The sequence below is a fragment of the Kitasatospora sp. Ki12 genome, from assembly GCF_054601375.1.
Genome location: NZ_BAAIHT010000003.1, coordinates 1446590 through 1472775, shown reverse-complemented (window position 1 = coordinate 1472775; position 26186 = coordinate 1446590). Strand labels below are relative to the sequence as shown.

The 26186-nt window shown below is 72.3% G+C and carries 22 protein-coding genes; 15 read left to right on the top strand and 7 right to left on the bottom strand.

Translation table 11 applies throughout. The features are described 5' to 3' along the window. Positions 1 to 128: 128 nt before the first annotated feature. The 9 genes from ACYP53_RS37055 (at position 129) to ACYP53_RS37015 (ending at position 9152) form a co-directional block, all read left to right on the top strand. Positions 129 to 1589 (top strand): catalase, encoded by a 1461-nt coding sequence (locus ACYP53_RS37055; RefSeq protein ID WP_459650630.1) that lies wholly within the window; start codon positions 129 to 131, stop codon positions 1587 to 1589. A gap of 305 nt (positions 1590 to 1894) precedes the next feature. Then, a complete protein-coding gene (locus ACYP53_RS37050) occupies positions 1895 to 2674 on the top strand; it encodes an IclR family transcriptional regulator (RefSeq protein ID WP_189913730.1) in 780 nt (259 codons plus the stop codon). A gap of 221 nt (positions 2675 to 2895) precedes the next feature. Continuing rightward, on the top strand, positions 2896 to 3810 hold the full coding sequence (locus ACYP53_RS37045; RefSeq protein WP_459650629.1) for a metal-dependent hydrolase: 915 nt from the start codon (positions 2896 to 2898) through the stop codon (positions 3808 to 3810). A 159-nt stretch (positions 3811 to 3969) separates the two neighbouring features. Further along, on the top strand, positions 3970 to 5076 hold the full coding sequence (locus ACYP53_RS37040; RefSeq protein WP_459650628.1) for a PDR/VanB family oxidoreductase: 1107 nt from the start codon (positions 3970 to 3972) through the stop codon (positions 5074 to 5076). A gap of 16 nt (positions 5077 to 5092) precedes the next feature. Next, the gene (locus ACYP53_RS37035; RefSeq protein ID WP_459650627.1) at positions 5093 to 6025 is read left to right on the top strand and encodes a M24 family metallopeptidase; all 933 of its coding nucleotides are present in this window, start codon (positions 5093 to 5095) and stop codon (positions 6023 to 6025) included. Continuing rightward, positions 6022 to 7788, top strand: a complete 1767-nt coding sequence (locus ACYP53_RS37030; protein ID WP_459650626.1) for an SDR family oxidoreductase — start codon at positions 6022 to 6024, stop codon at positions 7786 to 7788. The genes ACYP53_RS37035 and ACYP53_RS37030 overlap by 4 nt, the downstream gene beginning before the upstream one ends. Before the next feature lie 91 nt (positions 7789 to 7879). Further along, positions 7880 to 8077 carry a type II toxin-antitoxin system VapB family antitoxin gene (locus ACYP53_RS37025; protein ID WP_459650625.1) on the top strand — a complete coding sequence of 66 codons (198 nt, stop codon included), beginning with the start codon at positions 7880 to 7882 and terminating at the stop codon, positions 8075 to 8077. Then, entirely contained in the window at positions 8070 to 8486 is a 417-nt protein-coding gene (locus ACYP53_RS37020; RefSeq protein WP_189913724.1) for a PIN domain nuclease, read from the top strand. Before ACYP53_RS37025 ends, ACYP53_RS37020 begins: the two co-directional genes overlap by 8 nt. A gap of 45 nt (positions 8487 to 8531) precedes the next feature. Next, positions 8532 to 9152 carry a LysE family translocator gene (locus ACYP53_RS37015; RefSeq protein ID WP_459650624.1) on the top strand — a complete coding sequence of 207 codons (621 nt, stop codon included), beginning with the start codon at positions 8532 to 8534 and terminating at the stop codon, positions 9150 to 9152. An 8-nt stretch (positions 9153 to 9160) separates the two neighbouring features. On the opposite strand, the gene ACYP53_RS37010 is transcribed toward ACYP53_RS37015, so the two are convergent. The 6 genes from ACYP53_RS37010 to ACYP53_RS36985 all read right to left on the bottom strand — a co-directional run bounded on the left by ACYP53_RS37010 (position 9161) and on the right by ACYP53_RS36985 (position 16365). Then, complete coding sequence (locus tag ACYP53_RS37010; RefSeq protein WP_459650623.1) at positions 9161 to 9454, bottom strand: hypothetical protein; 294 nt, start codon at positions 9452 to 9454, stop codon at positions 9161 to 9163. Between the two features lie 77 nt (positions 9455 to 9531). After that, positions 9532 to 10719, bottom strand: a complete 1188-nt coding sequence (locus ACYP53_RS37005; protein ID WP_459650622.1) for an XdhC family protein — start codon at positions 10717 to 10719, stop codon at positions 9532 to 9534. A gap of 140 nt (positions 10720 to 10859) precedes the next feature. Further along, positions 10860 to 12341: an NCS2 family permease gene (locus ACYP53_RS37000; protein ID WP_459650621.1), complete on the bottom strand. Its 1482-nt coding sequence runs from the start codon at positions 12339 to 12341 to the stop codon at positions 10860 to 10862. Between the two features lie 291 nt (positions 12342 to 12632). Continuing rightward, positions 12633 to 14999, bottom strand: coding sequence for a xanthine dehydrogenase subunit D (gene pucD / locus ACYP53_RS36995; RefSeq protein ID WP_189913719.1), 2367 nt, complete (start codon positions 14997 to 14999; stop codon positions 12633 to 12635). Beyond that, positions 14996 to 15481, bottom strand: coding sequence for a (2Fe-2S)-binding protein (locus ACYP53_RS36990; protein WP_189913718.1), 486 nt, complete (start codon positions 15479 to 15481; stop codon positions 14996 to 14998). Before ACYP53_RS36990 ends, pucD begins: the two co-directional genes overlap by 4 nt. Continuing rightward, on the bottom strand, positions 15478 to 16365 hold the full coding sequence (locus ACYP53_RS36985; protein ID WP_189913717.1) for an FAD binding domain-containing protein: 888 nt from the start codon (positions 16363 to 16365) through the stop codon (positions 15478 to 15480). The genes ACYP53_RS36990 and ACYP53_RS36985 overlap by 4 nt, the downstream gene beginning before the upstream one ends. A 397-nt stretch (positions 16366 to 16762) precedes the next feature. Between ACYP53_RS36985 and ACYP53_RS36980 the strand changes: the two genes are divergently transcribed. Then, the gene (locus ACYP53_RS36980; protein ID WP_189913716.1) at positions 16763 to 18391 is read left to right on the top strand and encodes a PucR family transcriptional regulator; all 1629 of its coding nucleotides are present in this window, start codon (positions 16763 to 16765) and stop codon (positions 18389 to 18391) included. 137 nt (positions 18392 to 18528) lie between these two features. Here ACYP53_RS36980 and ACYP53_RS36975 read toward each other — a convergent pair whose 3' ends face one another. Further along, a complete protein-coding gene (locus ACYP53_RS36975) occupies positions 18529 to 19608 on the bottom strand; it encodes an alpha/beta hydrolase (protein WP_459650620.1) in 1080 nt (359 codons plus the stop codon). 362 nt (positions 19609 to 19970) lie between these two features. On the opposite strand from ACYP53_RS36975, the gene ACYP53_RS36970 reads away from it, so the two are divergent. From ACYP53_RS36970 to ggt, 5 genes are all read left to right on the top strand, one after another. Further along, the gene (locus ACYP53_RS36970; protein ID WP_189913714.1) at positions 19971 to 20990 is read left to right on the top strand and encodes a substrate-binding domain-containing protein; all 1020 of its coding nucleotides are present in this window, start codon (positions 19971 to 19973) and stop codon (positions 20988 to 20990) included. Next, positions 20987 to 22033, top strand: coding sequence for an ABC transporter permease (locus tag ACYP53_RS36965; protein WP_189913713.1), 1047 nt, complete (start codon positions 20987 to 20989; stop codon positions 22031 to 22033). Before ACYP53_RS36970 ends, ACYP53_RS36965 begins: the two co-directional genes overlap by 4 nt. Before the next feature lie 41 nt (positions 22034 to 22074). Then, positions 22075 to 22923 (top strand): ATP-binding cassette domain-containing protein, encoded by an 849-nt coding sequence (locus ACYP53_RS36960; protein WP_189914084.1) that lies wholly within the window; start codon positions 22075 to 22077, stop codon positions 22921 to 22923. Between the two features lie 41 nt (positions 22924 to 22964). Beyond that, positions 22965 to 24026 (top strand): ROK family glucokinase, encoded by a 1062-nt coding sequence (locus ACYP53_RS36955; RefSeq protein WP_459650965.1) that lies wholly within the window; start codon positions 22965 to 22967, stop codon positions 24024 to 24026. A gap of 229 nt (positions 24027 to 24255) precedes the next feature. After that, positions 24256 to 26046, top strand: coding sequence for a gamma-glutamyltransferase (ggt, locus tag ACYP53_RS36950; RefSeq protein WP_459650619.1), 1791 nt, complete (start codon positions 24256 to 24258; stop codon positions 26044 to 26046). Positions 26047 to 26186 lie beyond the last annotated feature (140 nt).

Sequence of the window (26186 nt, the reverse complement as noted above, 5' to 3'; positions counted from 1 at the left end):
GCCGCTCGGCGGTCTGGCGCCTGCTCGGCGTCTGAGGCCGCATCCGAGGCCGTACCTGAGGCCGCATCCTGACGATCGGTCAGACCCCTCTCCACGCACCGCCCTTATCGACACCTGAAGGACCCTCCATGTCCAAGATCCTGACCACGGAGTCCGGCGCCCCGATCGCCGACAACCAGAACTCGGCCTCGGCCGGCGAGTACGGCCCGCTGCTGATCCAGGACCAGCAGCTGCTGGAGAAGCTGGCCCGGTTCAATCGCGAGCGCATCCCGGAGCGCGTGGTGCACGCCCGCGGCTCCGGCGCGTACGGCTACTTCGAGGTCACCGACGAGGTCTCGCGGTACACCCGGGCGGGCTTCCTCTCCGAGGTCGGCAAGCGCACCGAGGTCTTCCTGCGGTTCTCCACCGTGGCCGGCAACCTGGGCGCCAGCGACGCGGTGCGTGACCCGCGCGGCTTCGCGCTGAAGTTCTACACCGAGGAGGGCAACTACGACCTCGTCGGCAACAACACCCCGGTGTTCTTCATCAAGGACCCGGTCAAGTTCCCCGACTTCATTCACTCCCAGAAGCGCGACCCGTACACCGGCGTGCAGGAGGCGGACAACGTCTGGGACTTCTGGGCGCACTCGCCCGCCTCGACCCACCAGATCACCTGGCTGTTCGGCGACCGCGGCATCCCGGCCTCCTACCGCCACATGAACGGCTACGGCTCGCACACCTACCAGTGGGTCAACGCCGAGGGCGACGCGTACTGGGTGAAGTACCACTTCAAGACCAACCAGGGCATCCGCTCCCTGGACGGCGGCCAGGCCGCCGAGGTGGTCGGCGCCGACGCCGACTCGCACCAGCGCGACCTGCACCAGGCCATCGAGCGCGGGGTGTTCCCGTCCTGGACCCTCTACGTCCAGCTGATGCCGGTCGCCGAGGCCGCGGACTACCGCTTCAACCCCTTCGACCTCACCAAGGTCTGGCCGCACGCCGACTACCCGCTGGTCAAGGTCGGGCGCCTGGTGCTCAACAAGAACCCGGAGAACGTCTTCGCCGAGGTCGAGCAGTCCGCGTTCTCGCCGAACAACTTCGTGCCCGGCATCGGCCCCTCCCCGGACAAGATGCTCCAGGGCCGGCTGTTCGCCTACGCCGACGCCCAGCGCTACCGCCTCGGCGTCAACCACACCCAGCTGCCGGTGAACGCCCCGCGCGCCACCGAGGCCAGCAACTACGGCCGCGACGGCCTGATGGCCGTCAACACCGCCGGCCGCGGCAAGAACTACGAGCCCAACTCGTACGACGGCCCGGCCCAGACCGACAACGCGCTCGCCGCGCCGGTCAAGGTCGACGGCCACACCGGCACCTACACCACGCCGGCCCACAGCAAGGACGACGACTTCTTCCAGGCCGGCGAGCTCTACCGGCTGATGTCGGCCGGGGAGAAGACCCGCCTGATCGAGAACATCGCGGGCTTCCTGGCGCAGGTGTCGCGCGACGACATCGTCGAGAAGAACCTCGCCCACTTCCACGCCGCCGACGAGGAGTACGGCGCCCGCCTGGCCGCCGCCGTCGCCGAGCTGCGCGCGGGCGACGAGGGCTGACCGTCGCTCACCAGGACCGGCCCCTCCCCCCGGGCAGTGGGGGAGGGGCCGGTCCTGTTTCCTGGTTTCCGGCCTGCCTGGGCCCGCCGGGGCGGGAGGGGCCTGCGGTGGCCTGCGGTGGCCGCCGGGGTCCGGGGACGCGGCTCCCGCTCCGTGATGGCCGGGTCGGGTTTCCCCAGGTCGACCGGAGGTTGCTGCACGGAATGTTCACGGATATTCACGGACGGCAGTCGTCCGAGCCGCCGGGTGGATAGGCTGGTGCGTGCCCGCGGTCGCTCCGTGGGGGGACATCGGAAGGGGACGACATGTCGACACCAGCCCCGGGTCGTCACGCCGCGCTGGACCAGGGCCCGACCGGCCCGTTCACCTCCCTGCAGCACGCCCTCAGACTGCTGGAGGCGGTCGACCGCCACCCCGACGGCGCCACCCTGGTGGGCCTCGCGCGGGAGACCTCGCTCGGATTGCCCACGGTGCGCCGGCTCGCGGAGATCCTCGAGATCGAGGGCTACCTCCAGTGCCAGGACGGCGGTTGGGTGCTCGGCGGCACCTTCGCCCTGCTCGGGCAGAACAACCGCGAGCAGTTGGTCAAGGCCCGGCTCGACCGCAAACTCGCCGAACTCCGAGACGAGTTGGGCGCCGCGGTGTACTTCACCCGGTACCACGACGGCGAGTTGTCGGTGGAGGCGGTCGCGGCGGCCGACTACGCGCCGGCCGTGCAGGAGTGGGTCGACTTCCGGGCCACCGCGCACGCCAGTGCGATCGGCAAGTGCCTGCTCAGCCAGCTGGACGCGGACGGCCGGCGCGACCACCTCTCCCGGCACCCGGTCGCCCGGCTCACCTCCCGCACCGTGACCGACGCCGACCAGCTGATGCACCGTCTGGAGCGGCAGCCGGCCACGGTGCCGGTGCTGGACATCCAGGAGTACGCGCTGGGCACGGTGTGCGCCGCCGTGCCGATCACGGCGGGCAGCACGGTCGGCTGTCTGGCCACCTCGATGCCGGTGGACAACATCCACAAGCTGAAGGCCGCCGCCGAGCTGCTGGCGGCCCGGGCGGCACCGCTGATGCTGGCGATGGCGGTCTGAGTCGTACGGCCGTCCGCCACGTGCCGTCCGCCACGTGAAGAGCCCCGCCGGGATCCGGCGGGGCTCGCGTGTTTCCCGGAAGGTTTCCGGGGGTGCCGTGCGGTGCACATCACTTATTAGACTCGATGTCGATAAGAGCCGCCGAACCCCTTGTCCCCGACGCTACCCGCGAGTACGTTTCCTGGAGCCGAGCCGCCGCCCCCAGGTCAGGAGGGCCTGCCATGCCCCGTCCCACCCCCGTCCCCGCCCTCGCCGCACCCGCCGCGCGCGTGCACGACAGCCTCGTCCTGGAGCCCCGGGACGTCCGCTTCGACTGGGCCCGGCTGCCGTTGCACTGGATCCCGGACGAGCCGATGGCCACCCACATCCTCAACGTCCTCCACCTCCTCCTCCCCGAGGGCGAGCGCTGGTTCGTCAAGGTGTTCAAGGAGGCCCTGCCGCTCATTCGGGACGAGCAACTCCGGGAGGAGGTCCTCGGGTTCATCGGCCAGGAGGCCATCCACGCGGAGGCGCACCAGGAAGTCCTCGACCACCTGCTCGGCCAGGGGCTCGACCCCCGCCCGTACGTGCGCCAGGTCGCCTGGGTCTTCCAGCGCGTGCTCGGCGAACGGCCCGGGCTGACCCCCGCGAAGCGGCGCGAGGCCCTCATCGAGCGGATCGCCGCCATCGCGGCGATCGAGCACTACACCGCCTTCCTCGGCAACTGGATCCTCAACTCCCCGGGACTGGACCGCGCCAAGGCCGACCCGACGATGCTCGACCTGCTGCGCTGGCACGGCGCCGAGGAGGTCGAACACCGCAGCGTCGCCTTCGACCTGCTGGTCCACCTCGACCCCGGGTACGGGCGCCGGGTGCGCACCATGGCGATGGCCGGCCCGCTGCTGGTCCACCTCTGGGTGCGCGGCGTGCGCTTCCTGCTGGCCGCCGACCCGACCCTCGACGGGCGGCTGCGCCCGAGCTGGCGCGAGGCGTACCGGATCGCCAAGCGCGGCCTGCTGCCCGACCCGGTCAAGTCGGTCCGTTCCGGTCTGCGCTACCTGCGCCCCGGCTACCACCCCACCCAGGAGGGCTCCTCCAGTCAGGCGCTCGGCTACCTCGCCACCTCTCCGGCCGCCCGCGCGGCCGCCGGGCTCTGACGGGTTTCAGTCGACAACGTTCAGCCGACGGATGTCAGCTGACAGAGTTCAGCAGACAGATTTCAGATAACAGATAACGTCATCTGTTATCTGTCAGCTGAAATCTGACATCCGTCCGCTGTCGCCCGTTCGCCCCCCTCCCACGCCAAGGACCGCCGGATGGACCTGCTCACCCCGCCCCCCGACCTCTACGGACGTCCCCGCGCGGACCGCTTCCTGCGAGGCCTCACCGCACTCCAGGACCGCTACGTGCAGGCCCTCGGCGGCCCCCTGCTGCGCCGCAACCCCCGCCGTCCGCTCAGCCGCCCCCTCCCGCCGCTGCAGCTGGTCGTCACAGCGCGCCGCGAACTCGCCGCCGACGTCATCGAGTTGCGGCTCGCCGACCCCTCCGGCGGCCCGCTGCCGGCCTGGCAGCCCGGCGCCCACCTGCGCCTCACCCTGCCCTCCGGCCGCGAGCGCCACTACTCCCTCAGCGGCGACCCGGCCGACCGCGCCGGCTACCGCATCGCCGTCCGGCGGCTGCCCGGAGGCGGCGGCGGGTCCGTCGAGATCCACGACACCCTGCACCCCGGCACCCGGATCACCGCCCGCCGCCCGCGCAACGGCTTCGCCTTCTGCGCCGAACCCGCCGTCCTCCTGCTGGCCGGCGGCATCGGCATCACCCCGCTGCTCCCGATGGCCCGGGAGGCGCAGCGGCACGGTCTGGACTGGCGCCTGGTGCACGTCGGCCGCAGCGCCGACACCCTCCCGTACGCGGACGAGCTGCGCGCCCTCGACCCGCACCGCGTGGTGCTGCGCACCGACGACGAGCACGGCGGCGTCCCCACCGGCGCCGAGCTGCTGGCCCACGCCCCGCGCGGCGCCGCCGTCTACTGCTGCGGCCCCGCCCCGATGCTCACCGCCGTGCAGCGGGCCCTGGACGGTGGCCCGGTGGGGTCCGGCGGGCCGGCCACCGCCCTGCACTTCGAGCGCTTCGGCGCGGCGCCGATCACCGACGGCGCGCCCTTCGCCGTCCGCCTCGGCGCCGACGGCCCGACCCTCGACGTGCCCGCCGACCGGTCCGCCCTGGACGTGCTGCGCGAGGCCCGCCCGGACCTCCCGTACTCCTGCCACCAGGGCTTCTGCGGCACCTGCGAGGTCCGGGTGCTGGCCGGCTCGCCCGACCACCGGGACCGCCGCCTCGCCCCCGAGCAGCGCGCCGACGGCGCCCTGCTGCCCTGCGTCTCCCGGGCCGCCGAGGGCGAGACCCTCGTGCTCGACGTCTAGAAGGAGAGCCCCCGCCATGGCGAACGCGACCCCCGCCTTCCGCTACACCGAGCGCGACCTCGCCCGGTTCCGCGAGACCCAGCAACTCGCCTACCACTGCGCCGAACAGGTCGCCGCGTGGATCGAGCCCGGCGTCACCGAGCGGCAGGCCACCGCCGAGCTGCGCCGCTGCCTGGTCGCCGCCGGGGTGGAGGACTTCTTCCACGTCCCCTTCGCCTGGTTCGGCGACCGTACGGCGTTCCGGCACTTCCACACCCCGCTGCAGTTCTTCGCCGGCAACCGCCGCCTGGAGGAGGGCATGCCGTACGTGCTGGACTGCGCGCCCGTCGTGGACGGCTACACCGCGGACATCGGCTACGGCGGCAAGGTCGGCGAGAACCGGATCTGGGACCGCCTGGCCGCCGACCTCAAGGTCTACCGCGAGCTGATCCTCGCCGAGGTGCGGGCCCGCAAGCCGCTCGACGAGGTGTACGCGGCGGTGGACGCGCAGCTCGCCGCGCACGGCTACGACAACCGCCACCAGGTCTACCCGGGCCGGGTGATCGGCCACCAGGTCACCCGCACCGTCACCCGCGGCCCGGCCGGGGTGAACGTCTTCGGCTTCGGCGTGCGCACCCTGCAGACCCTCGGGCGCGAGCTCATCTCCGAGCGCCTGCACGGCCGTTCGCCGCTCTGGGCGGACGGCCGCTCGTCCCGGCACGCGCCCACCCCGGGCCTGTGGGCGGTCGAGCCGCACATCGGCTTCCGCGGGGTGGGCATCAAGTTCGAGGAGCTGCTGGTGGTCACCGAGGACGACGCCTACTGGCTGGACGACGACCTTCCCCACGTGCGCCGCTGGACCACCGACGCGACGACGGAGCAGACTGCCGCCACCGAGCCGTCCGCCACCGCGCCGCACGCGGCCGACCCGACCGCCACCGCGCCGACCGCCCTGGAGGCCACCCAATGACGCCCCCGACGACGCCCCCGACGACCCCCCGGACCAGCCGCCGGACCGTCCACTCCGGCGGCCTGCCGCTCGCCGTCTTCGAGCAGGGCGACCCGGAGGCCCCCACCGTCCTCCTCGTCCACGGCTACCCCGACACCCACGCCGTCTGGGACGACATCGCCGCCGACCTCGCCCGCGACCACCACGTGGTCCGCTACGACGTGCGCGGCGCCGGCGAGTCCGGCGTCCCCGCGGACCGCGACGGCTACCGGCTGGAGCACCTGGCCGAGGACCTGTTCGCCGTCGCCGACGCGGTCAGCCCGGACCGCCCGGTCCACCTGGTGGCCCACGACTGGGGCTCGATCCAGTCCTGGGAGGCCGTCACCGCGCCGGGCGCCGAACGCCGGATCGCCTCGTACACCACGATGTCCGGCCCCAGCCTGGACCACATGGGGTACTGGCTGCGCCACCGGCTGCGCCGCCCCACCCCGCGCCACCTGGGGCAGCTGCTCCACCAGGGCCTGCACTCCTGGTACATCACCGCCTTCCACCTGCCCTACCTGGCCCCCGGCGTCTGGCGCCTCGGCCTCGCCCGGGCCTGGCCGCGGGTGCTGCGCGGCCTGGAGCACGTCACCCCGCGCGCCGACCACCCGCAGCGCAGCCTGCGCCGCGACGCGGTCCGCGGCATCGAGCTGTACCGGGCCAACTTCCGCCCGACCATGGGCAGTCCGCGCGAGCGGCCGACCGAGGTGCCGGTCCAGCTGATCACCCTCACCCGGGACCGCTACGTCGGCACCTACCTCTCCGAGGGCCTGGAGCGCTGGGCGCCGAAGCTGACCCGCAGGACGCTGCACGCCGGCCACTGGTCGGCGCTGCTGGAGAAGGGAGCCACTGTGGCCGGGATGGTCCGCGAGTTCACCGCCCGCAACGAGCCGGGGAGCGCCGACGCGGCCGCCGGCGGGGCACCCGCGCTGGACGACGGCCGGCTGGTCGTGGTGACCGGCGGCGGCAGCGGCATCGGACGGGCCACCGCGCTCGCCTTCGCCGAGGAAGGCGCCCGGGTGGTGGTCTGCGACCTCGACCTCGCGGCCGCCGAGCGCACCGCCGAACTCGCCTCGCTGATCGGCCCGGCGGCGCACGCCTACCGGGTGGACGTCTCCGACGGCGCCGCGGTGGACGCCTTCGCGCAGACCGTCGCCGCCGAGCACGGGGTGCCCGACGTGGTGGTCAACAACGCGGGCATCGGCCACTCCGGGACCTTCCTGCAGACCACCGAGAAGGAGTGGCAGCGGGTCCTGGACGTCAACCTCTGGGGCGTGATCCACGGCTGCCGCGCCTTCGGCACCCTGATGGCCGACCGCGGCCAGGGCGGCCACATCGTCAACGTCTCCTCGGCCGCCGCCTACCTGCCCTCGAAGGCGCTCACCGCCTACGCCACCAGCAAGGCCGCCGTCTTCATGCTCTCCGACTGCCTGCGCGCCGAGTTCGTCGGCCACGGCATCGGCGTCTCCACCATCTGCCCGGGCATCGTCAACACCAACATCACCCGCACCTCCACGTTCTCCGCCACCTCCTCCGCCGAACAGGCCGCCAAGCAGGCCCGCGCCGCCAAGCTCTACGCCCGCCGCGGCTTCCCCCCGGAGAAGGTCGCCACCGCCATCCTCGCGGCGGTCCGCACCGGCAAGTCCATCGTCCCGGTCACCCCCGAGGCCAAGGCCGCCCGCCTCCTCTCCCGCCTCAGCCCCGGCCTCCTCCGCCTCGCCGCCCGCCTCAACATCACCTGACCGGGCGAATATCACCGGAACGGACCAGTGGGGCCCGTGATATCAAGTATTCTCGGTATTGATATCGCAGGCCCGCTCCGGGAGGTCGACCATGGCCCGTACCGTGATAGACGTCAACGACGAACTGCTCGCTGAGGCGGCCGAGATCTTCGGTACGACGACGAAGGTCGCCACCGTCAACGCCGCACTTGAGGATGTGGTGAAGCGCCGCAAGCGCGAGGCCTTCATGGCCTGGCTCGCCGAGGGTGGGCTGCCCGACCTCACCGGGCCGGTGGAAGAGGGTGAGTGAGCGCTTCCTGATCGACAAGTCGGCCTTTGCCCGCTTCTCCAAGCCGGCGGTGAGGACGGTCCTCAAGCCCCTGATCATCAGGGGAGTGGTCGCGATCTGCGGGGCTGTCGAGCTTGAGATCATGCACAGCGCCCGGTCCAAGGCCGACGCCCTTCGGATCCGGGAAGGTTTGAGCGGCTTCGACTGGCTGCCCACCCCTGACGAGGTCTGGGACCGCGCAATCGAGGTGCAGGCCATGCTCACCACCGGGGGCAACTGGCGGGCGCCGTCGGTCGCGGACCTCGTCATCGCGGCCACTGCCGAGCGCCACGGCGCCACCGTGCTCCACTACGACGGCGACTACGACATGATCGCCGCCGTCACCGGTCAGCCGACCGAGTGGGTCGTGCCGCCGGGTACCGCGGACTGACGCCGCCCGGGGCACTGTCGGGGGGCTGTGAGAGCATCCGGGGCCATGGAGATGACAACCGCGCTGTGGTCCTTCGCCCTCGTCGTGGGGCTGCTGACGTTGACACCCGGGCTGGACACGGCCCTGGTCCTGCGGACGTCCGCGTCGGGGCGGCGGAGGCAGGCCTGGGGGGTCGTGCTCGGGATCCAGACCGGGACGCTGGCGTGGGGGACGCTGACCTCGGCGGGGGTGACGGCGCTGCTGACCGCCTCGCAGGTGGCGTACGAGGTGCTGCGCTGGGCGGGCGTCGCGTACCTGGTGTGGATGGGCGTCGGGATGCTGCGTGCCCGGGGCGCCGATGCGGCGGCCGAGGACGAGCAGCAGGAGGGCGGGTTCGGGCACGGCTGGCGACGGGGCACGCTGACCAACCTGCTGAACCCCAAGGTCGGGGTGTTCTACGTGGCCGTGCTGCCGCAGTTCATCCCCGCCGGCGTCCCGCACTTCGCCGCCGGCGTGGCGCTGACCTGCGTGCACGTCGTGGAGGGGCTGCTCTGGTCGACGGTCCTGGTGGGCTTCGCCCGGGTGTTGCGCGGCTGGCTGCGCCGGCCGGCCGCGCGCAGGCTGATGGACCGGGTGACCGGCGCGGTCGTGGTGGGGTTCGGCGTGAAGCTGGCGCTGAGCGACTGATCCGGCTCTCAGGAGCCCAGCCGCCGTAGGCCTTCCATGAGCTCGTCGGCGTTCATGCACGGGTGGATGTCGACCCTGGCGTTCGACTGGAGCCAGAACGGCTCGGCGATGGACGGGATCGAGGCCTCGTCGGCGATGTCGATGACGGCGATCATCGTGCGGTGCCCGTTGCGGGCGAAGTAGTAGGACGCCTCCGGTTTCAGCTGGGCCAGGGCTTGCTGGATGCCCTCCGCCATCTTCCCGTCGGTGATGGCCTTGTTGCCGGCCTCGGTGTCGAGTTCGATTTCCAGCAGGGCGCGCATCGTCCCGCTCCTTCCCCGGGCTCGGGGTGAGTCCGCAACTCCAGCGTCCCGCCGCCCCGGTGGCCACGCAACGTGACTCAGGCGGCGTGGCTCCGGGGCTCCCGGGGTTCGGCCGGGGCGGCGGGCAGGTCCGTGTCGTGGTGGATCGGTCCGTCCCCGGCGCTCAGCGGCAGGCAGCTGCCGCCGCGCCGGTGGGCGATGATCTCGGCGGCGACCGAGACGGCCGTCTCCTCGGGGGTGCGCGAGCCCAGGTCGAGGCCGATGGGGGAGCGCAGCCGGGCCAGTTCGGCGCTGGTCAGCCCGGCCTCGCGGAGCTTGGCCTCGCGGTCCCGGTGGGTGCGTCGCGAGCCCATGGCGCCGACGTAGCCGACCGGCAGCCGCAGGGCGCGTTCCAGCAGCGGGATGTCGAACTTGGCGTCGTGGGTGAGGACGCAGAGCACGGTGCGGCCGTCGATCCGGCCGAGCTGGGAGTCGAGGTAGCGGTGCGGCCAGTCGACGACGACCTCGTCGGCCGCGGGGAAGCGGCGGGCGGTGGCGAAGACGGGCCGGGCGTCGCAGACGGTGACGTGGTAGCCGAGGAACTTGCCGATCCGCACCACCGCGGCCGCGAAGTCGATGGCCCCGAATACCAGCATCCGCGGCGCGGGCACGTAGGACTCGACGAAGCAGGTGACGGTGCCCTGCCCGTGCTCGTCGCAGGGGCGCCCGTCCAGGCCGAGGACGAGTCGGCCGGTGCGTCCGGCCTCCAGCATGGCCCGGCTCTCGGCGACGATCGCCCGTTCCAGCGCGCCGACCGTGGTCGGGCCGACGGAGAGCGCTCCGGAGACGCCGTCGGCGGTGACGGCGAGGGTGGCGCCGAGCAGTCCGGCCGGGCCGTCGATCACCCGCGCCAGGGCCACCGGCGTCCCGTCGGCGATGTGCGCGATCCCGGCGTCCAGTCCGGGGTCGGTTCCGGGTACGACCGGCTGGACGAACACGTCGAGGATCCCGCCGCAGGTCAGGCCGACGGCGAAGGCGTCCTCGTCGCTGAAGCCGAAGCGTTCCAGCACCGGCTCGCCGCTCTCGATCGCGGCCTGGCACAGCTCGTACACCGCGCCTTCGACGCAGCCGCCGGAGACGCTGCCGATCGCCTCGCCGTCCGTGTCCACGGCCAGGGCCGCGCCGGGGTCGCGCGGAGCGCTGCCGGAGACGCCGACCACGGTGGCCACGGCGAAGGCGCGCCCGGCCGTGTGCCAGGCCTGCAGCTGCTCGGCGATGTCCTGCATGGCGCATGCTCCTTACACGGTTCGACAGTAGCGGGGGACGCCGCCGTACGGGAAACGATCCCGTACGGCGGCGGTGGTGCGTCAAGGCGGTGCAGCAGGTCCGCAGGTCAGCAGGCCGGCGCAGTGCGCCGGCGCCGGCGCTAGTGCACGCCGAGCCAGGACTTGATCGGCGTGAGCGCGAAGTACAGCACGAACACCCCGGTGAGGATCCACATCAGCACCCCGGGCTCGCGCCAGCGTCCGACCCCGGCCTTGATGACCGTGTACGAGATGACGCCTGCCGCGACGCCCGCCGTGATGCTGTACGTGAACGGCATCAGCACGCAGGTGAGGAAGGCCGGGATGGCCACCTCGCGGTCGGACCAGTCGATGTGCCGGGCCTGGCTCATCATCATCGAGCCGATCACGACGAGGGCGGCGGAGGCCACCTCGACCGGCACGATGCCGGCGATCGGCGAGAAGAACAGCATCAGCGCGAACAGTCCGCCGGTGACGGCGGAGGCGAGCCCGGTGCGGGCGCCGTCGCCGACGCCGGTGGCCGACTCGACGAAGACGGTCTGGCCGGAGGCGCCGGCCAGGCCGCCGACCGCGCCGCCGGCGCCGTCGATGAACAGCGCCTTGGACAGTCCGGGCATCCGGCCCTGCTTGTCGGCCAGTCCGGCCTCGGTGCCGACGCCGATGATGGTGGCCATCGCGTCGAAGAAGCCGGCCAGGACGAGGGTGAACACGGCGACCGAGGCGCTGATCGCCCCCATGCCCTTGCCGCCGAAGGCCCCGAACAGGTCGACGTGGCCGAACAGGCTGAAGTCAGGGGCGGAGACCGGGCTGCCGGGCCACACCGGGACGGAGTTCTTCCAGGCGGCGGCCGGTACGTTCGCGACCTGGTTGACGATCACCGCGAGCACGGTGCCGCCGGCGATGCCGATCAGGATGGCGCCGCGGACGCCGCGGGCCATCAGGACGAAGATCGCGAGCAGGGTGACGCAGAAGATCAGCACCGGCCAGCCGGCCAGCTCTCCGCTCGGGCCGAGCGACAGCGGGGTGGGGCCGCCGGTGTGCACGAACCCGGCCTTGTAGAGGCCGATCACCGTGACGAACAGGCCGATGCCGATGGTGATCGCGTGCTTGAGCGGCAGCGGGATGCCGTTCATGATCTTCTCGCGCAGTCCGGAGACCACCAGCAGGACGATCAGCAGGCCGTAGATCACGCACAGGCCCATGGCCTGGGCCCAGGTGGTGTGCGGGACGACGAGTGCGGAGACCGCGCCGGAGACCGAGAGGCCGGCCGCGAGGGCGAGCGGCACGTTGCCGACGACGCCCATCAGGATGGTGGTGACGGCCGCCGCCAGGGCGGTGGCGGTGGTGAGCGCGGCGTGGTCCAGCTTGACGCCGGTGACGTCCGCGCCGCTCAGGATGAGCGGGTTGAGCAGGATGATGTACGCCATCGCCATGAAGGTGGTGAGACCACCGCGTAGCTCGTTGGCGAGCGTCGAGCCCCGGGCCGAGATCTTGAAGTAGGCGTCCAGTGCGCTGTTCGAGCGTGCTGCCGGGGTCGACGGGTGGGTGTCGTCCTCGGCGGGTCTGTCTTCTGTGGTGCCGGGCTCCGTGGGGATCCTGGTCATGTCCACTCCCAAGTGTCAAAGGGGGTTGGGGTGGGCGAGCCGACCTGACTGCCGGTCAACGAAGCGGCGTAGGGGGACGTATCGACTCACTGAGGGGCACTTCGATGAGGGGGAGTGCCCGCGGTGCGATTGCGATTGCTGGTGCTGCTGGTGGTGCGTTCACGAATGGGTGTTCGCGAGTGGTGCGCACCGCTGCGGAGCCCCGGCGTGGGTGGGGCAGCGGGTGTGGGGTGGTGCCCCGGGGCGGCGGGGAAGACGGTCGCCGCCCCGGGGAAGCGTGAACCTCCGGGTTCAGCCGGGCTGTTCGGTGGTCAGGTGCTCCGGCCGGACGGGGATCCGGTTGAGCGCGAGTCCGGTGGCGTTGCGGATGGCGGCCACGATGGACGGCGTCGCCGAGACGGTCGGCGCCTCGCCGACCCCGCGCAGCCCGTACGGCGCGTGGGGGTCGGGCAGTTCGAGGATCTCCACCGGGATCGGCGGGGTGTCCAGGATGGTGGGGATGAGGTAGTCGGTGAAGGAGGCGTTGCGGACCTTGCCGTCCCGCACGATGATCTCCTCCATCACGGCCAGGCCGAGCGCCTGGGTGCAGCCGCCCTGGATCTGGCCGACCACGGAGAGCGGGTTGAGCGCCTTGCCGACGTCCTGGACGGCGGTGAGCTCGACCACCTTGACCAGGCCCAGCTCCACGTCGACGTCCACCACCGCGCGGTTGGCGCAGAAGGTGTACTGGACGTGGCCGAAGCCCTGTCCGGTCTCCTTGTCGAAGGCCTGGGTGGGCCGGTGGTGGTGCTCGCGGGTGAGGTCGACGGCCTCGTCGCCGAGCAGGTCCACCATGGAGACCAGGACGCCGGCGCTCTCCGAGACGACCTTGCCGCCGGCCAGCGTGATGTCCTGGTGGGTCCAGCCGTAGCGGCGGCGGCCCTTCTCGATCAGCTCCCGCCGGACGGCCTCGGCGGCCAGCTTCACCGCGCCGCCGGTCATGTACGTCTGGCGCGACGCGGAGGTCGAACCGGCCGACCCCACCTCGGTGTTGGCCGGGTGGATGGTGACCTGCTCGACGCCCAGCTCGGTGCGGGCGATCTGGGCGTGCACGGTGACGCCGCCCTGGCCGACCTCGGCCATCGCGGTGTGCACCATGGCGACCGGCTCGCCGCCGATGACCTCCAGCCGCACCCGGGCGGTGGAGTAGTCGTCGAAGCCCTCGGAGAAGCCGACGTTCTTGATGCCGACCGAGTAGCCGACGCCCCGGACGATGCCCTCGCCGTGCGAGGTGTTGGACAGCGCGCCGGGCAGCTGGCGCACGTCCAGGTGCTCGGTGTCCAGCGGCGGCGGCAGCGGCATGTCCTTGACCCGGCGCAGCAGTTCGGCCACCGGCGCGGGCGAGTCGATCTGCTGGCCGGTGGGCATGAAGTCGCCCTCCGACATCGCGTTCAGCTGCCGCAACTCCACCGGGTCCATGCCCAGTTCGGCCGCCAGCTTGTCCATCTGCGACTCGTAGCCGAACGCGGCCTGCACCGCGCCGAAGCCGCGCATCGCCCCGCAGGACGGGTTGTTGCTGTAGAGCGCGATGGCGTGCATCTTCACGTTCGGGATCACGTACGGGCCGTGTCCGAGCGAGGCCGCGTTGCCGACCACGGCCGGCGAGGCGGAGGCGTACGCGCCGCCGTCCAGCACGATCCGGCAGTCGGCGAAGACCAGCTTGCCGTCGCGGGTGGCGCCGTGCTCGTAGTGCATCCGGGCCGGGTGGCGGTGCACGTGGCCGTAGAAGGACTCGTCCCGGGAGTAGACGATCTTGACCGGCTTGCCGGTGTGCTGGGCCAGCAGGCAGGCGTGGATCTGCATCGAGATGTCCTCGCGGCCGCCGAAGGCGCCGCCGACGCCGGCCAGGGTGAGCCGGACCTTCTCCTCGGGCAGGTCGAGCACGGGGGCCATCTGCTCGCGGTCCACGTGCAGCCACTGGGTGGCGATGTAGAGGTCGATGCCGCCGTCCTCGGCGGGCACGGCCAGGCCGGACTCGGGGCCGAGGAAGGCCTGGTCCTGCATGCCGACCTCGTAGTCGCCGCTGACGATGACGTCGGCCAGCGCCCGTACCTCGTCGGTCACGCCGAGGCCCGAGACCAGCCGCTGCTCGTGGCAGACGTTGCCGTACGCGTGGGACTTGTACTCGTGCGGCTCGTGGACGTAGCCGTGCGTCTCCGGGTCGAGGCACTGCTCCTCGGTGACGATCGGGGTGAGCACCTCGTACTCGACCGCGATCTTCTTCACCGCGCGGCGGGCCGTCTCCGGGTGGTCGGCGGCGACCAGCGCGATCGCCTCGCCGTGGTACCGGATCTTGTCGATGGCCAGGGCCGGCTGGTCCTGGATCTCCAGGCCGTAGTACTTGGCGCCGGGGATGTCCTCGTGCGTCAGCACCGCGTACACGCCGGGCACCTTGAGCGCCTCGGAGATGTCCACCGAGAGGATGTTGGCGCGGGGGTGCGGCGAGCGCAGCGCCATACCCCACAGCATGTCCTCGTGCCACAGGTCCGAGGAGTAGGCGAACTCGCCCTTGACCTTCAGGTTGCCGTCCGGGCGCAGCGGCGAGCCGCCGATGCCGTCCTTGGACGCCTGGTTGATGTTCTGCAGGTTCTTCTGGCCCTGGATCGTGCGCGTGGTCATGCCGAACCCTTCCCGGCGCACTTGCGGGCCGAGGCGAGCCGCACCGCGTCCATGATCTTCTCGTAGCCGGTGCAGCGGCACAGGTTGCCGGACAGCGCCTCGCGGATGTCGTTGTCGCTCGGCTGGGCGTCGGACTCCAGCAGGGCGTCGGTCTGCACCAGCAGACCGGGCGTGCAGAACCCGCACTGGACGGCCCCGGCGTCGATGAACGCCTGCTGGACCAGGCCCAGTTCGCCGTCCTCCGCGGCCAGGCCCTCGACCGTGCGGACCTCGCGGTCCTGCACCTGGCCGGCCGCGACCAGGCAGGAGCAGACCGGGACGCCGTCCAGGTACACCGTGCAGGAGCCGCACTCGCCCTGCTCGCAGGCGTTCTTCGAACCCGGCAGGCCGACCCGCTCGCGCAGTACGTAGAGCAGGCTCTCGCCCTCCCACACGTCGTCGGCCTCGACCGGCTTGCCGTTGGCGGTGAAAGTGACCCTCATGCCGCACTCCTGATCTGCTTGCTGTAGTCGTTCCAACACCAGGTGAGGGTGCGGCGGGCCATCACGGCCAGGGAGTGCCGCCGGTACTCGGCGGTGCCCCGGACGTCGTCGATCGGCGAGGCCGCGGCCTTCACCAGCTCGCCGAACCGCTGGACCACCTCGGCGCCCAGCAGGTCGCCGGACTCCCAGAGCCCGCGCTCGGCGAGCACGTCCCGCAGGTACTCCTCGGCCTCGACGGCGCGGCGCGGCGTGGGGGCGGCCGAACCGATGCCGGTGCCGACCGTCCCGTTCTTCGGGTGGAGGGCGAAGCCGAACGCGCAGACCGCGATCACCATGGCGTTGCGGGTGCCGATCTTCGAGAACTGCTGGGGGCCGTCCGCCACCGGGATGTGCACCGCCCGGATCAGCTCGTCCGCCGCCAGGCTGTTGCGCTTCACGCCGACGTAGAACTCGTCGATCGGGATCATCCGGGTGCCGCGCACCGAGGCGGCCTCCACGAACACGTCCCGCCCGGCCGCCAGCAGCGCGGGGTGCGCGTCACCGGCCGGGGAGGCGCCGCCGAGGTTGCCGCCGACGCCGCCGCGGTTGCGGATCTGCGGCGAGCCGACGGTGTGCGCCGCCAGCGCGAGCCCGGGCAGCGGCCCGGACAGCTCCTCGATGATCCGGGTGTAGGGGACCGAGGCGCCGAGCCTGACGACGCTGCCGTCGTTGGACCATTCGGTGAGCTCGGTGATGCGGTTCAGGTCGAGAATCGCGGATGGCCGGTGCACGTCGAAGTTCATCTCGACCATGACGTCCGTGCCGCCCGAGATGGGCAGCGCGGTCGGGTACTCAGCCTTCGCCGCGAGTGCCTCGTCCCAGGTGGCGGGCCGAAGGAACTCCATGCGGGTGTCTCCTCAAGTCGTCGCCCGCCGGGTGTCCGGCGGCGTGTCGCCCAGTGAACTCCTGTGACGGGGGCCACTGGCAGTCACCGATGGCATGAAGCCCCGGCTGTGGTCCCGCCCGGCATCCTGTACGTTCCTCTAAGGAGCAGAATTTCGCAGTCCAGGTCTCCGCCGAGTGTTACCTACGACCGTAATCCGGCCGTGACGGGAGGGCTACGGGCCCGTGACGCGGCCGCCCGCTGGTACGTAACACCGAGCACGGATGTTCGGGCACACTGTGACCCCCGGACCGAAGGCCCGGCCCCCACCCTCCCCCCGATCCGACCTCCGAGCCCTCTCCAGATCCCCCCTCCAGATCCCCCCGATCTGCCCCGATCCAGCACGAAGGAGTCCGCGGATGCGTGTCCGTGACCTGCTCGCCCCCGGCGCCCCGCGACTGCGCCTGCTCGCGGCCGAGGAAGAGCTGGACCGGCAGGTCAGCGGCGTGATGACGACGGACCTGCAGGACCCCGGCCGGTACCTGCACGGCGGTGAACTGGTGCTCACCGGCATGCTCTGGCGCACCGTCCCGGCCGACTCCGAGCGCTTCGTGCGGACCATCGCGGCCGGCGGCGCGGTCGCCCTCGCGGCCGGCGAGGCCGAGGTCGGCCCGGTGCCCGAGGACCTGGTCGAGGCCTGCCGCCGGCACCGGATGCCGCTGTTGGCCGTCCCCGACGACATCGCCTTCGGCACCGTCACCGAGTTCATCGGCCGCCAGGTCTCCGCCGACCGCGCCGCCGACCTCGCCGCCCTGGTCGACCGGCACCGGCTGCTGGTCTCGGCGGCCGGCGGCGGCGGCCTGGACGCGGTGCTGGACCTGCTCGGCGGCGACCTCGACCTGGACTGCTGGGTGCTCGCCCCCACCGGCGCGGTGATCGCCGGCCCCGCCGACCGGCTCTCCGCCGAGGACCGCGACCAGCTCGTCCGCGCCCACCTCGCCGCCCAGCGCCAGCGCCGCCGGCCCCCGCACCGGGCCCGGCTGGCGGCCGGCTCCTACTCGCTGCTGCCCGCCGCCGCCTCCGCGTCCTCCGCCTCCGCGTCCGCCGAGCAGGAGGTGTCGCAGTCCGGCACTCCGCTGGCCGACTGGATGCTCGTGGTGGCCGGCGACGTCACCGAGTGGACCACCAAGCGCCAGCAGCTCGCCGAGAACCTCGCCCGCCTGGTCGCCGCCGAACGCCACCGCCGCGACGAGGGCCGCCGGCTGCGCCGCCGCCTCGCCGACGAGGTGCTCGCCCTGCTGCGCCGCGACGCCGATCCGGCCGAGATCAGCCGCACCCTGTACGCCTCCTCGGCGATGGCCGCCCGCTACGAGAGCCCCGAGTCCAAGTCCCAGGCCGGGGAGGGCTCCTGGCTGATCCTCAGCGCCGAGGGCACCGGCCTGCCCGAGGGCACCGTCCGGGCCGTCCTGGAGGAGGCGCTCGGCGTCACCGGCGACCGCGCCCTGGTCGCCGGGACGGGCACCGGCGCGGTCGTGGTGCTGCCCGCCCCGGACAGCCCGGTGCCCGCCGACGCCCTGCGCGACCTGCTCGCCCCGCTGGAGGCCGGCCTCGGCTCCGAGGGCCGGATCACCCTCGGCGTCTCCGCCCCCGCCTCCGAGGCCGGCGGCCTGCGCGGCGCCCTGGAGGAGGCCCGGCACGCCCGCCGGATCGCCGCCTCCCGGGTCGGCCGGGTCTGCGTCGCGGGCCCCGAGGAACTCGCCTCGCACGTCCTGCTGCTGGCCGCCGTCCCGGACGAGGTCCGCCGCGCCTTCCGCAGCCGGCTGCTGGACAAGGTGATCGCGTACGACATCGAGCACCAGGCGGACCTGGTCCGCACCCTGGAGGCCTTCCTGCGCTCGGACGGCTCCTGGACCCGCTGCGCCGCGCAGCTGCACGTCCACGTCAACACCCTGCGCTACCGGATCGGCCGGATCGAGGAGCTGACCGGGCGTGACCTCTCCCGGCTGGAGGACCGGGTGGACTTCTACCTGGCGCTGGAACTGGCCTGACGGACCGGCCGCCTGACGGACCGGCCGGTCGACGGGCCGGTCGACGGGCCGGCCGCCTCCATGGCACACGACGAGGGCCCGCCGCGAAGCGATCGCGGCGGGCCCTCGTCGTACGGTCGTCTGTTGCTGCTCCGCCGCTACTGAGCCGGGATGATCGAGGTCAGCCACTGGAAGGCGCCCGGGACCATCTTCTTCCACATCTCGGTGGTGTGCGGGCCGGTGCCCTCCTCGACCTGGACGGTGGTCGGGGCCTTGGCGGCGGCGCGGATCGCCTCGCCGTCCTCGTAGCCGTCGCCCTTGGCGCCGCTGATCAGCATGGCGACCTTCGGCGGCTGCTGGGCGGCCTTGAGGATGTTGACCGGGTTGTTGGCGTCGCGCAGCTTCGGGTCCTTGCCGACCAGCGAGTCCTTCTCGGTCGCGGGGTCGTTGTAGCCGGACATCGAGATGGCGGCCCGGTAGCGGTTGGGGTGGGCCAGCGCCAGCTTGGACGCGCAGTGCGCGCCGGCCGAGTAGCCGGCGATCGCCCAGCGGTCCGAGGACGGGTCGGCGCGGAAGTTGTCCAGCACCATCTGCGGGACGTCCCGGGTGATCCAGGCGTCGGCGTTGATCTTGCCGGCGATGTCGGTGCAGCCCGCGTCCTGGCTGCTGCCGAGCAGCAGGGTGCGCGGCGAGACCAGGATGAACGGGGCGACCTTGCCCTGCTGCATCAGCGGCTTGAGCTGCTCGGAGACCTTGAGCGTGCCGTACCAGGTGGAGGAGGAGCCCGGGAAGCCCGGGATCAGCTCGACCACGGGGAACTTCTTGTCCTTGTACGCCGGGTCGTTGTACTGGGGCGGCAGCCAGACCAGGACCTCGCCGTCGACGCCGGAGACCTGGCCCTTGAGCTCGGTCTTCTGCACGTCGTTGGGCACCGCCGGGTCGTTCACGCCGCCGAAGCTCTGCTTCACCTTCGGCGGCTCCTTGGCGGCGTCACCGCCGCCGCCCGGGTTGGTGCCCGGGTCCGCCGGCGGGATCGGGGGCACGGCGCGGACGTGGTTGCCGGTGCCGAGCAGGTCGTCCCAGTTGCCGTAGATCAGGTTGGCGTTGTTGACCATCACGAAGACCATCAGGACGGCCGTGACCTGGCAGAACATGATCATGACGATCCGGGTGAGGGTCTTCACCGGCTGGGGGCCGCCGACCTTCCCCCAGAACAGAAGCGCCACTGTGATGGACACCGGCACAAGGATGACGGTGAGGAGGAAGAATGGCGTGCCTGTCAGTTCCATCGAGTTCTCGTATCCGGGTCGCTCGCCGCCCGGGCCCCAGTCGCCCGAACGCACGTCAATGGCATCAGACGGCCGATAACCGATGATCGGTTGCCGTCCGAATCTGTGCGGAACCTGAGAGGAACATCACGTACGTGTGATGAACCCCCTTCGGATCGGCGCCCAGTCTGTCACTCGGACGGCGGTCGTCCGGGCCAGATGTTCAGCGAACTTCCAGGAAAGGTCCCCCGGGGCACCTTACCTTCCGGGCCGTTCGCGCCGCTGGGCGAGGCGGTGTGAGTCCGTGCGACCCGGCCAGGGAGACTATAGGGATGAGCAGAAGCCGCTTTCGTTTGTCCCGCCGCTTGTGGCCCGTGTGCGCCGTCCTGGCCCTCGCGGTCACCGCGGCCGGTTGCAGCAGTACCGGAGGCAGACGCGCCGAGGAGGCCCGGGCCAAGGCCGCGGCCGCCGGCGGCAGCGCCGTCACCACGCCCCGCTGGAAGGTCGCCATGGTGACCCACTCCGGCCCGGGCGACGCCTTCTGGGACACCGTGCGCAAGGGCGCCGAGCAGGCCGCTGCCAAGGACAACATCACCTTCCTGTACTCCAACGACGCGCAGACCCAGAACCAGGTCCAGCTCGTCCAGGCCGCCATCGACCAGAAGGTCGACGGCCTGCTGGTCACCCTCGCCAAGGGCGACGCCATGGCCGACGTCCTCGCCAAGGCGAAGGCGGCCGGGATCCCGGTGATCACCATCAACTCCGGCCAGGACTACTCGCAGAAGTTCGGCGCGCTCACCCACATCGGCCAGGACGAGTCCACCGCCGGCCAGGCGGCCGGCACCCAGCTGTCCGCCCGCGGCCGCAAGAACGTGCTCTGTGTCATCCACGAGCAGGGCAACGTCGGCCAGGAGCAGCGCTGCTCGGGCGCCCAGTCCAAGGCCGCCGGCTCCTTCCAGGTGCTCTACGTCAACGGTGTCGACATGCCCGACGCCCGCGCCGCGATCTCCGCCAAGCTCCAGGCCGACCCGGCCATCGACACCGTGCTCACCCTCTCCGGTTCGATGGCCGCCACCGGCCTGCAGGCGATCCAGGACACCCACCGCCCGGTCGAGCTGGACACCTTCGACCTCGGCCAGCAGGTGGTGGCCGGGCTCAAGTCCGGCAGCGTCGGCTTCGCCGTCGACCAGCAGCCCTACCTCCAGGGCTACGAGGGCGTCGACCTGCTCTGGCTGTACCGGTCCAACCTGGACATGCTCGGCGGCGGCAAGCCCGTCGAGACCGGCCCGCAGATCCTCACCAAGGACAACGCCGACGCGCTCGCCGAGTACGTCGCGAGGGGGACCAGGTGAGCAGCCCGGACCTCCTCGCCCAGGACGGCCTCGTCCAGGACCGTCCGGCGGCCCTGCGGCGGATCCTCGCCCGGCCCGAGCTGGGCTCGCTGATCGCCGCCGTCGCGGTCTTCCTGGTCTTCGCCGTCGTCGCCGAGCCCTTCCTGCGGGTCTCCTCGCTGGGCACCGTGCTGTACGCGGCCTCCACCATCGGGATCATGGCGGTGCCGGTCTCGCTGCTGATGATCGGCGGCGAGTTCGACCTCTCGGCCGGCGTGCTGGTCACCACCGCCGCGCTGACCTCGTCGATGGTCTCGTACCAGTTCACCGCGGTGACCTGGGTCGGCGTGCTCGTCTCGCTCGCGACCACGCTGGCGATCGGGTGGTTCAACGGCTGGATGCTCGGGCGCACCAAGCTGCCCAGCTTCATCGTCACCCTCGGCACCTTCCTGATGCTGACCGGCGCCAACCTGGGCCTCACCAAGGCGATCTCCGGCACCGTCTCCACCAAGTCGATCGCCGACATGGAGGGCTTCGAGACCTGCCGCCGGCTGTTCGCCTCCGAGGTCACCGTCGGCGGCCTGACGATCAAGGCCACCGTCTGGTGGTGGCTCGGCCTGCTGGTGATCGGCAGCTGGGTGCTGATGCGCACCCGCTTCGGCAACTGGATCTTCGCCGTCGGCGGCGACGCGGCCGCCGCCCGCGCGGTCGGCGTGCCGGTCGCCCGGACGAAGACCCTGCTCTACCTGGGCGTCGGCTTCGGCGCGTGGGTGCTGGGCCAGCACCTGCTGTTCTCCTTCGACACCGTGCAGTCCGGCGAGGGCGTCGGCAACGAGCTGATCTACATCGTCGCGGCCGTCATCGGCGGCTGCCTGATCACCGGCGGCTACGGCTCGGTGGTCGGCTCCGCGCTCGGCGCGCTGATCTTCGGCATGGCGAGCAAGGGGATCATCTACGCCCAGTGGAACCCCGACTGGTTCAAGTTCTTCCTCGGCGCGATGCTGTTGCTGGCCGCGCTGCTCAACGCCTACGTGAAGCGCCGGGCCGAACGGGGGCCGCGATGAGCGGCGAGACGAAGATCGACGAAGCGAAGACTGACGGACCGATGAACGGCGAACTCCTCTCCCTCGAAGGCGTCGGCAAGAGCTACGGCACCGTCCGGGCGCTCCAGGACGTCTCACTGACCCTGCGGGCCGGCGAGATCAGCTGCGTGCTCGGCGACAACGGCGCCGGCAAGTCCACCCTGATCAAGATCATCTCCGGGCTGCACCGGCACGACGAGGGCACCTACACCCTGGAGGGCGAGGAAGTCCGCTTCGACTCCCCGCGCCAGGCCCTGGACCGCGGCATCGCCACCGTCTACCAGGACCTCGCCGTCGTCCCGCTGATGCCGGTCTGGCGCAACTTCTTCCTCGGCGCCGAGCAGGGCCTGCGCCGCTGGGGCGGCCTGCGCCTGGACGCCGACGGCATGCGCGCCACCACCCGGGAGGCGCTCGCCAAGCTCGGCATCGACCTGCACGACGTGGACCGGCCGATCGGCACCCTCTCCGGCGGCCAGCGCCAGTGCGTGGCGATCGCCCGCGCGGTGCACTTCGGCGCCAAGGTGCTGATCCTGGACGAGCCCACCGCCGCGCTCGGCGTCAAGCAGTCCGGTGTGGTGCTCAAGTACGTCACCGCCGCCCGCGACGCCGGGCTCGGGGTCGTGCTGATCACCCACAACCCGCACCACGCGTACCTGGTCGGCGACCACTTCACCCTGCTCAAGCGGGGCCGGATGGCGGGCAGCCACCCGCGGGCCGAGATCGGCCTGGAACAGCTCACCACCGAGATGGCCGGCGGCTCCGACCTCGCCGAGCTCTCGCACGAGCTGGCCCGCCCCGGTCTTCCCGACTCTCCCTCCGACCCCCTTTCCGACTCCCTTCCCGACTCCCGTGAGGAGCGCTCGCAGCCGTGACCACCCCTCAAGGCAGCACCCGGCCGCCCGTCCTGCCCGCGCTGCTCGGCCTCGGCCCGCGCGCCGAGCGCCGCCGCCGCGCCCTGCCGGCGGGGATACTGCGACTGCCCACCATCGGTATCGACATCGGCGGCACCAAGGTGGTCGCCGGAGTGGTGGACGGCGAGGGCAAGGTGCTGGAGAAGCTCCGCACCGACACGCCGGACAAGAGCAAGAGCCCCAAGGTGGTCGAGGACGTCATCGTCGAGCTGGTGCTGCAGCTCGCCGACCGGCACGACGTCCACGCCGTCGGTATCGGCGCGGCCGGCTGGGTCGACGCCGAACGCTCCCGGGTGCTGTTCGCCCCGCACCTCAACTGGCGCAACGAGCCGCTCCAGGAGGCGCTCAGCTCGCGGCTGCGGTTCCCGGTGATCGTCGAGAACGACGCCAACGCGGCCGCCTGGGCCGAGTGGCGCTTCGGCGCCGGGCGCGGCGAGGACCACATGGTGATGCTCACCCTGGGCACCGGCATCGGTGGCGCGGTGGTCCGCGACGGCTACGTCGACCGCGGCAAGTACGGCCTGGCGGGCGAGTTCGGGCACATGCAGGTGCTGCCCGGCGGCCACCGCTGCCCGTGCGGCAACCGAGGCTGCTGGGAGCAGTACTCCTCCGGCAACGCGCTGGTGCGCGACGCCCGGGAGCTGGTCGCCGAGGAGTCCCCGGTGGTGCAGCCGCTGCTCGCCCGGGCGGGCGGCACGGTCGAGGGCATCACCGGCCCGCTGGTCACCGAGGCCGCCCGGGAGGGCGACCCGACCGCCATCGAGCTGCTGTACGAGGTCGGCACCTGGCTCGGCGTCGGCATCGCCAACCTGGCCGCCGGTCTGGACCCGGGCCGCTTCGTCATCGGCGGCGGCGTCTCCGAGGCCGGCGACCTGCTGCTCGGCCCGGCCCGGGACACCTTCCGCCGCACCCTCACCGGGCGCGGCTTCCGCCCGGAGGCCGCGATCGTGCACGCCGCGCTCGGCAACGAGGCCGGTCTGGTCGGCGCCGCCGACCTCGCCCGCCAGGTGGCCCGCCGCTTCCGCACCATCAAGCGCCGCCGGGTGGAGCGCACCGCGCTGTAGGCGGGGGCGGTCGGCGGGGTTCGGCCGGCGGAGCTCAGCGAACAGATGTCAGCGAACAGAGTTCAGCGGACAGATTTCATCATCTGTCCGCTGAACTCTGTCAGCTGTTCGCTTCCCGCCGCTTCCCGCCACCGCCCCTGTCAACTACCCGTTGGTAGCGGCACCGTGTGGTTGTCTGATCATCCCGCCTGTGGAACAACTGAGTTGACGTCGACTCAGGAGGACTCGGATGAGGGCTCTGGCCCGTCTGGCACCACCACTGCTGCTCACCACCGCGCTGGTGTGGTCCACCGCGCTGCCGGCCGGGGCCGCGGCCCCGCCGCCGAAGACGCCCGAGGCGGTGGGCTGGGGCGGAGCGGTGGCCACCGTCGACGCCGATGCCACCGCGGCCGGGATCCAGGTGCTGCGCGAGGGCGGCAACGCCGTGGACGCGGCGGTCGCCGCCGCGGCCACCCTCGGGGTCACCGAGCCGTACTCCTCCGGCATCGGCGGCGGCGGGTACTTCGTCTACTACGACCACGCCACCGGCCGGGTGCACACCATCGACGGCCGCGAGACGGCCGGCCGGAGCGCCGACACCGGGCTGTTCCTGGAGGACGGCAAGCCGCTGGCCTTCGCCGACGCCGTCACCAGCGGCCTGTCCGTCGGGGTCCCCGGCACCCCCGCCACCTGGGACGCCGCCCTGCGGAACTGGGGCACCCGTTCGCTCGCCCGCAACCTCGCCCCGGCCCAGCGGGTCGCCGACGAGGGCTTCGTGGTGGACGAGACCTTCCGCGGCCAGACCGCCGACAACCAGGCCCGGTTCAAGGACTTCCCGGCCACCGCCAAGCTCTATCTGCCCGGCGGCAAGCCCCCCGAGGTCGGCAGCGTCCTGCGCAACCCGGACCTCGCCGCCACCTACCGACTGCTCGGCAAGGACGGCGTCAAGGCCTTCTACCAGGGGCCGTTGGCCCAGGACGTCGTCAACACCCTGCAGCACCCGCCGGTCGACCCGGCCTCCGGCCGCAACGCCCGCCCGGGCCGGATCGACACCACTGACCTCGCCGCCTACCGGGTCCGCGAGCAGGCGCCCACCCACGTGGCCCACGGCGACTACGACGTCTACTCGATGGCCCCCTCCAGCTCCGGCGGCACCACCGTCGGCGAGGCGCTCAACATCCTGGAGGACGGCGGCGAGGTCTCCGGCTACAGCGCCACGCAGTACTACCACCACTTCCTGGAGGCCTCCCGGATCGCCTTCGCCGACCGCAACCGCTGGGTCGGCGACCCGGCCGCCGTCGACGTGCCCACCAAGCAGCTGCTCTCCGAGCGCTACGCCGCCTCCCGGGCCTGCCTGATCAGCCCCGACCACGCGCTCACCAGCCCGCTCGCCCCCGGCGACCCGCGCCACCCGGCGGACTGCGCCGACACCGGCCAGGCCGTCGCCGAGCCGTACGAGGGCCCCAACACCACCCACCTGACGGTCGCCGACCGCTGGGGCAACATCGTCTCGTACACCCTCACCATCGAGCAGACCGGCGGCAGCGGCATCACCGTCCCCGGCCGGGGCTTCCTGCTCAACAACGAGCTGACCGACTTCGACTTCGCCCCGCTCGCCGCGGGCGTCCCCGACCCCAACCTGCCGGGCCCGGGCAAGCGGCCGCGCTCCTCGATGTCGCCGACCGTCGTGCTGCGCGACGGCGAGCCGTTCCTCGCCACCGGCAGCCCCGGCGGCGCGACCATCATCACCACCACCCTCCAGGTGCTGCTCGGCCGGCTGGACCGCGGCCTCAGCCTGGAGCAGGCCATCGCCGCGCCGCGCGCCAGCCAGCGCAACACCGCCGCGACCCAGGCCGAGCCCGGCTTCCTCGCCCTGCCCGAACGGGCCGGGCTGGAGGGGCTCGGGCACGCCTTCGCCGCGGTGGCCGAGATCGGTGCCGCCACCGGCGTGGAACGGCTGCCGGACGGGCGCTGGGTGGCCGCCGCGGAACCGGTGCGCCGGGGCGGCGGTTCGGCGGCGGTGGTCAAGCCCGCGCGCTGACCGGTCCGGCCCGCGCGGCGGCGCCGGGGTCCGGCCCCGCACGCGGTGGCGAGGCTGGGGCCGAGGCCGTCCGGATTGTCAGTGCCGGGCGGTATGTTCGGGGTGGGTCTCCCTCGCGAGGGGCGGCCCACCCCGTCCGT